We start from the raw sequence: 6526 nt of genomic DNA on the forward strand, positions 1-6526 counted from the left end.
AAGCATATAATTTATGGCTCGATTTCAGTAAAGCGAGAAAATTCGCTATTTTTAAAAATAATATGTTAAGGCTGAAAAATCTATAGAGTATCTTACGCCACAAATCATATACAAGACCGTTGGGCACAATTATGAAAAAAACTTTACTATATATAATCAGCATTACATTCTTGGTTTCTTGTAACCAAAAACCTGAATTGAACAGAAAAGATGTCAAGTCTGTACCTGAATATTTGATAAATGCTATTCAGACAAAGGACACTTTAAGTTTCTTAAAACTATTTGACTACACGCTTGACCCAAATATTTCGGATTCTTTAGCAGTAAAAAACTTGAATTTAAGGAACTTCGGACAAGCATATGAAACCTTTAAAGACCAAGAGGTTGAATATATTGCTTATGACACAAAAGACGGACTTGAAGGTGGACAAATTATAGATGACAGCTCTTTAAATATTTATGTCAAGGTAAATGAAATTTTTTATAAATTAAGATTGACTCATCATACTGCAAAAGATGAAAATTACTTTTTAATTTTTTATTTAAATAACTTGAGTTCAGAATGTGATTTAATAAAAGATAAACCTTATCAACCATCATCAATGGCGCTATTCCCAAATCTTAATTGGGACAGTTTTAATGGTTATGTTTTCAATAACGTAAACGCAGTATTCAACAACTTAACTGAATATGACATTGAAAAAATTAAATTTAGACTAACAATCGAAAATTCCGAGAAAATAGTTTTCAAACAAACCATTATATCTGAAGAACCAATTTATAAAGGAGATATAAAAGGAATAAATATAGAAGAATTAAGAGGAGTTAACGCTGGATTTCTACTAAAAAGAGGAAACTTTGATTGGGATATAGAAGTTTTAGAGGTTGAACCAAAACCAGAAATTAATCCTTGTGCCAAAATTGAAAGTCTAAAAAACAAAAAATAACTGTGCCCAACAACGTATAAAAACAATAGGGCAATTGTAGCAAAACCGAATGGTTTGGGTATATTTCGAGGTCGCCAAATTTTTAAATTTGGCTTATTGACAAAAAAAGATAATAAGAAAAATTTAAAAATTCGGCTTGTGGCTCAACCGAATGAATAGCGTGCAAATCTGCCCTACTGTTCTTATACAAAACCGTTGTGTTTCATACTAAAAGCCAACCGCACAAACAGCACATTCATTTTTTTCCAACGCTCGAAGCCAACGCTCTAAAAAATAAAAGAGCTGTTTCTTAGCCTTTGCGCTCAAATAATCAACTATATTTATAATTATGTAGTATATATTTTTATATTTGCTACTACAAACTATTGAATATCTAAAATATGGATAATTCTGAAAAGAAAGAAGACCGATTTAAACGAGTTGCCTCAAGGCGTGTGGAAAACATACTTAAGGGAATTCGGAGTCTTTCGAAATGCTCAAATATCAATAATTATGAGTATAACGAAGAAGACCTAAACAAAATGGTCAAAGCAATAAAAGAAGAACTAAAATCAATGGAGATTCAATATAAAAAGAACCTCAAGAACAATACTGAATCTTTTAACTTTTAATATGAAAGACATTTACCAAGACTTAATAAAGGCTTACACACCCAAGGATGTTAGAGAATTAATTCAAAAAATCGGACTATCAAAAATACGTTGGGAAGATGTTGGAGAAAGAAGAAACAACTTAGCAACTATAAACATTGGAACTGACCCAGCAGATGGAGTAACTGAAAGAATAACAAATGCAATCGATGCAGTTTTAGAAAAAGAGTGGAAAAACCAAAATGAGCCAGACGGTTTTAGAACACCAAGACGAGCTTCAGAAAAATGGTACGGAATTGACGAAGGAAAAATTTCTACAATTAAATCAGCAAGGGATAAGAGAATAGAAAAACTTTCAGATTTAATCTCAGTAACGCTTTATGATTCTGGATTGGATGAAAAGCCAACGGTAGAAATACGAGATAAAGGAATCGGTTTAGAACCTGAGCAATTTTCAGATACAATTTTAGCTTTGAATGGAAGTAACAAAATTGGAAAACTGTATTTGATGGGTGCTTTCGGACAAGGTGGCTCTACTGCCCTATCTTATAATAACAACACAATTATCATTTCAAAACCTTTTTTCAGCGAAGATGGTAGAAAAAAGAAAAAAATCGCATTCACAATCGTTAGGATAAATCAAGGAGATTTAGATAAAGACAAGCACGAGTGGTACGAGTATATGGTTGAGAAATCTACGGGTCAACCGTTTACCATAGAAGTTGATGATCAAACTTTTGAACCTGGAACTTTGGTTCGCCATATCTTGATGGATTTGGGTAAATACAAAGGTAAAATAACAACACCCTCTAACTCTCTTTGGTACTTGGCACATAACTATATGTTTGACCCGATCATTCCGTTTACAATTTCAGATAGAAGGAAAGGAAGGAAAGAAAATAGAACTGTAACTGGAAATAACCGACTATTAACCTATACGGATAATTTAGAATATAAAAATAAGGTTAGCCAAACCTTTAAAAGTGGTAACGTCACAATATATTGGTGGGTTTTGAACTCATTAGGAGAAGACCCAAAAAACAGAATAAAAAACTACACAACTGTTTCGCATCCCATTATCATAACATTTAATGGTCAAAAACAAGGTACAATGCTTAACGGTTTAATTAAAAATGACCTTAAACTTCCTTTTTTGGACCGATATTTAATTGTCCAGATTGAAGCAGACAATATGGACAACGATTCTAAAAGACAGTTGTTTAGTAGCACAAGAGAATCTTTAAGAGACACTTCAATTTTAGAAGAGCTAAAAAGACTAACTATTGCAACTCTCGATGCTGATGACAAGCTAAAAGAACTTGACAGAAACAGAAAACAGAGATACTTCACTAAAGACGATTCTCAAGTGTTGGATAGTCTAAAGAAAAGATTGGCAAGACGAATAAACACTTATTTAAAAAGCTCTGGTAGTGGTTCAACCGTGACTGCATCGACATCCACAAATGATGGTGGCAGTTCCAACAAACTGCCGGAAATCCCATTTTCAGACCCACCAACATTTTTTGAAATTACGACAAAATCGCCTAAAGAAGTTTATCACAATAAATCATTTTCTGTCAAATTTAAAACCGACGCGCATCCTAATTTCTTTGCAAGAACAGAGACATTTGTTGCTTTTATAGAGCCACAATCTTTTGGGTCTTACACAGGAACTGCAAACGTTAATGATGGATATGGAATTGTATATTTTAAAACAAATGGCGATACTGACATTGGCGAAAAAGGAGAAATAACGCTTGAATTAAGACCGCCAGGTCAAAAATCTATAACATCTTCTATTGAAGTAGTCGCAGTAGAAAATCCCGAGAATTCCGATTCAAATAAGGACGGTAAAAATAAAAGCCCAAATATTCGAGTTGAATTTATTGATAAAGACCATTTGTATTATCAAGAAAATGATTGGGATGAAAATAACGTTGCTGTCGTAAATAGCAGTCAAGATGAAGTAATTATTTCAGTCTCAGAAGAAAATAAAAATCTTACAAGATTAGTAGCGAGAGCGCAACGCAAAAACGATTCAGCTGTTCAAGATATTAAAAACAAATATTTAGAACATATTTCATTTTATGCTTTTATTCTTGATAAAAACAGACCTGATGTTATTCTTTCAAAAGAAGATGAACAGATTCCAGAAGAATCATATCAAAAATTGAAGGAATATGAGTTAATGAATGCAAGCGAAACAGTTTGCGGTATGATTTCAGATTTCTTCGAAATGATAATTACTGAAAATGTTAATGAAGATTCGAGAAGTTAATGATGGTAGAAGAATCTATTACACCTTGGGCAAAGAAAAATAACTCAGACCCATTGCACTCATTATGTTCCTATTTAGGTGCCTTTCCACCTTCATTGGCAAATTATTTCATTAAATATTTTACTGATAAAAATGATTTAGTATTTGACCCTTTTTCTGGTCGTGGAACTACTATTTTAGAAAGCAGAATACTTGGCAGAAAATCATTTGGTTCTGACTTAAATCCAATTGCGTTAGCTCTTAGTAGAGCAAAAAGTAATTCTCTAAAAAAAGAAGATGTAATCAATAGAATAAACGATTTACAATCCTATTATGATTATGCCCTTTTTCATCCAGAAGCGGAAGGGGAATCGGATGAAATTCACCTTATCTTTCATTCAAGAACAATTGCAGAATTATGCTTTTTAAAATCTGAACTTTTGAGCTCAAAAGATAAGATTGACCAATTTATTATTGGTGCAATTTTGGGCATTATGCACGGCGGAGTTAGGAAAGACGGAACATCTGGATATCTTTCTATAAGTATGCCAAATACTTTTAGTATGTCGCCTGATTATGTTAGACGTTTTGTTCAAACAAAAGAACTTAGCAGAGAATATCGCAACGTATTTGAAATTTTAAAAGAAAAGGTGGAACGAGTTTTTAAAAAACATAAATCCCCAAAAATTAAATCTAACATATATGAATGTGATGCTAAAAAACTTCTTTCATCAAAAGAAATTTCAAAGTTTAAAGGAAAAGTAGATTTATTGCTTACATCACCACCATATTTAGGAATTGTAAATTATGCAAAACAAAATTGGATACGTTCTTGGTTTTTAGAATCTGACCCTGAAGAAATATCTGAAAAACTTGACGATGATTTAAACATAAACCAATGGGTAAAGTTTGCAAAAGAAACTGCGTTCCAATTTAAGGAAATGTTGAAACCAAATGGTGTGGCTGTTTTTGTCATTGGCGATGTAGCACGTTCATCAACAAGTGTAATACCGTTGGCTCGTGAATTTGCAATGATGATAAAAGAAAACAATCTATTCAAGAATACTTGGGTTTTTTCTGATTATATACAAGGTGTAGATAAAACAACTCGTATTTGGGGAGAGACAAAAGGTAAGGCAACAGCTACCGATAGAATTGTAATAGTTTCGGATATAAATCCTTTTGAAAATAACGAAAGATTAAATGGAGAAAATATTTTAACTTATGAAGCAATTCAAGAAAGTACAAAACATTTTTTAGGATAGTTATGTCAAACAAATTATCAAATAATAAATTTCATTCACAGATTGTAAATCTTTTACAGTCTGCACGAAATACAGTTGTGCGTTCTGTGAATCAAACTATGGTTCTTACCTATTTCGAAATAGGGAAAATGATAGTTATGGAAGAACAAGGTGGTAAAGAACGAGCTGAGTATGGTAAAGAGATTATTAAAGGATTATCTAAGATTCTCACAAAGGAATTTGGCAAAGGGTTTTCAGAAAGAAATTTAGAACAAATGCGACAGTTTTATCTAGTTTACTCAAAACCGCAATCCCTGTCTGCGGAATCTAAAACAAATAAACCGCAAACATTGTCTGCGTTATTAACATCCGATATTTCGCCTCAGAAATCTGAAAATATGATATTAAGCTGGTCGCATTATTTAAAACTGATGCGCATTGATGATGAAAACGAGCGAAGTTTTTACGAAATAGAAGCATTTAAAAATAATTGGAGCGTCCGAGAATTACAACGTCAATTCGATTCTGCATTATACACAAGACTTGTGTTGAGCAGAAACAAAGACAAGGTTAAAGAACTTTCAGAAAAAGGACTTGTCTTTGAAAAGCCAAAAGATGCAATAAAAGACCCTTACATTTTGGAATTTATTGGACTTCCAGAGCATTCAGAATATTCTGAGACTGAGTTAGAGCAAGAAATAATAGACAAATTAGAGCATTTCCTTTTGGAGCTTGGTAACGGATTTACTTTTGTTGCAAGACAGAAAAGAATTTCCTTTGACGATAAACACTTTAGAATTGATTTAGTGTTCTACAATCGGTTCTTAAAATGTTTCGTTCTAATCGATCTTAAAATCGGAGAAATAAAGCACCAAGACCTTGGGCAAATGCAGATGTATGTGAATTATTACGACCGAGAAATAAGATTGGACGAAGAAAACAAAACAATCGGAATAGTTTTATGCCGAGATAAAAGCCAATCAGTTGTGGAATATACTTTGCCCGAAAACAACGAGCAAATATTTGCAAGCAAGTACGAAACTGTGTTACCGAGTAAAGAAGAGCTTAAATCATTAATAGCTGAAAGGAATAGCCAACGCTAAAAGCCATACACATTTCCAGTCGCACCAGCCAACGCACCACCAAAACTGTAAAAGAGTATGTCTTCTGCCAACGCTATCAAGTTTGTGGAAAAAGTACGAAAACACAACAAAGTATAAAAATAATAGGGCGATTTTGGCTAAACTCAAAGGTCTTTTTGTGTCCGCAAAGTCGCCCTTTTTTTGTTTTAGCTTTTAATTGATGTAAATTGTAAAACCGAAAAACAAAAAAAGGGCTTGTGACTCAACCGAATGGTAACAGCCTACTTTCTGCCCTACTATTCTTATACACAACCGTTGGCAACAATGCAAGAAAATTGAAATGGAATACAATACAGGCAGTCATAAGGATTATTATTGGTTTGAAAGTCACGAAATCAACTTGACT

General features: G+C 32.8%; 5 protein-coding genes. All 5 read left to right on the top strand.

What is annotated here, in order from left to right:
• Positions 1-131: 131 nt before the first annotated feature.
• The 5 genes from C8D94_RS15040 to C8D94_RS15060 all read left to right on the top strand — a co-directional run bounded on the left by C8D94_RS15040 (position 132) and on the right by C8D94_RS15060 (position 6141).
• The gene (locus C8D94_RS15040) at positions 132-947 is read left to right on the top strand and encodes a hypothetical protein (RefSeq protein WP_147278578.1); all 816 of its coding nucleotides are present in this window, start codon (positions 132-134) and stop codon (positions 945-947) included.
• A 380-nt stretch (positions 948-1327) separates the two neighbouring features.
• Positions 1328-1558: a hypothetical protein gene (locus C8D94_RS15045; protein ID WP_115124798.1), complete on the top strand. Its 231-nt coding sequence runs from the start codon at positions 1328-1330 to the stop codon at positions 1556-1558.
• Between the two features lies 1 nt (position 1559).
• A complete protein-coding gene (locus C8D94_RS15050) occupies positions 1560-3815 on the top strand; it encodes a hypothetical protein (RefSeq protein ID WP_115124799.1) in 2256 nt (751 codons plus the stop codon).
• The gene (locus C8D94_RS15055) at positions 3815-5059 is read left to right on the top strand and encodes a DNA methyltransferase (RefSeq protein WP_115124800.1); all 1245 of its coding nucleotides are present in this window, start codon (positions 3815-3817) and stop codon (positions 5057-5059) included. The genes C8D94_RS15050 and C8D94_RS15055 overlap by 1 nt, the downstream gene beginning before the upstream one ends.
• A gap of 2 nt (positions 5060-5061) precedes the next feature.
• Entirely contained in the window at positions 5062-6141 is a 1080-nt protein-coding gene (locus tag C8D94_RS15060; RefSeq protein ID WP_115124801.1) for a PDDEXK nuclease domain-containing protein, read from the top strand.
• Positions 6142-6526: the final 385 nt, after the last annotated feature.

The sequence above is a fragment of the Marinirhabdus gelatinilytica genome (assembly GCF_003353425.1).
Taxonomy (GTDB): domain Bacteria; phylum Bacteroidota; class Bacteroidia; order Flavobacteriales; family Flavobacteriaceae; genus Marinirhabdus; species Marinirhabdus gelatinilytica.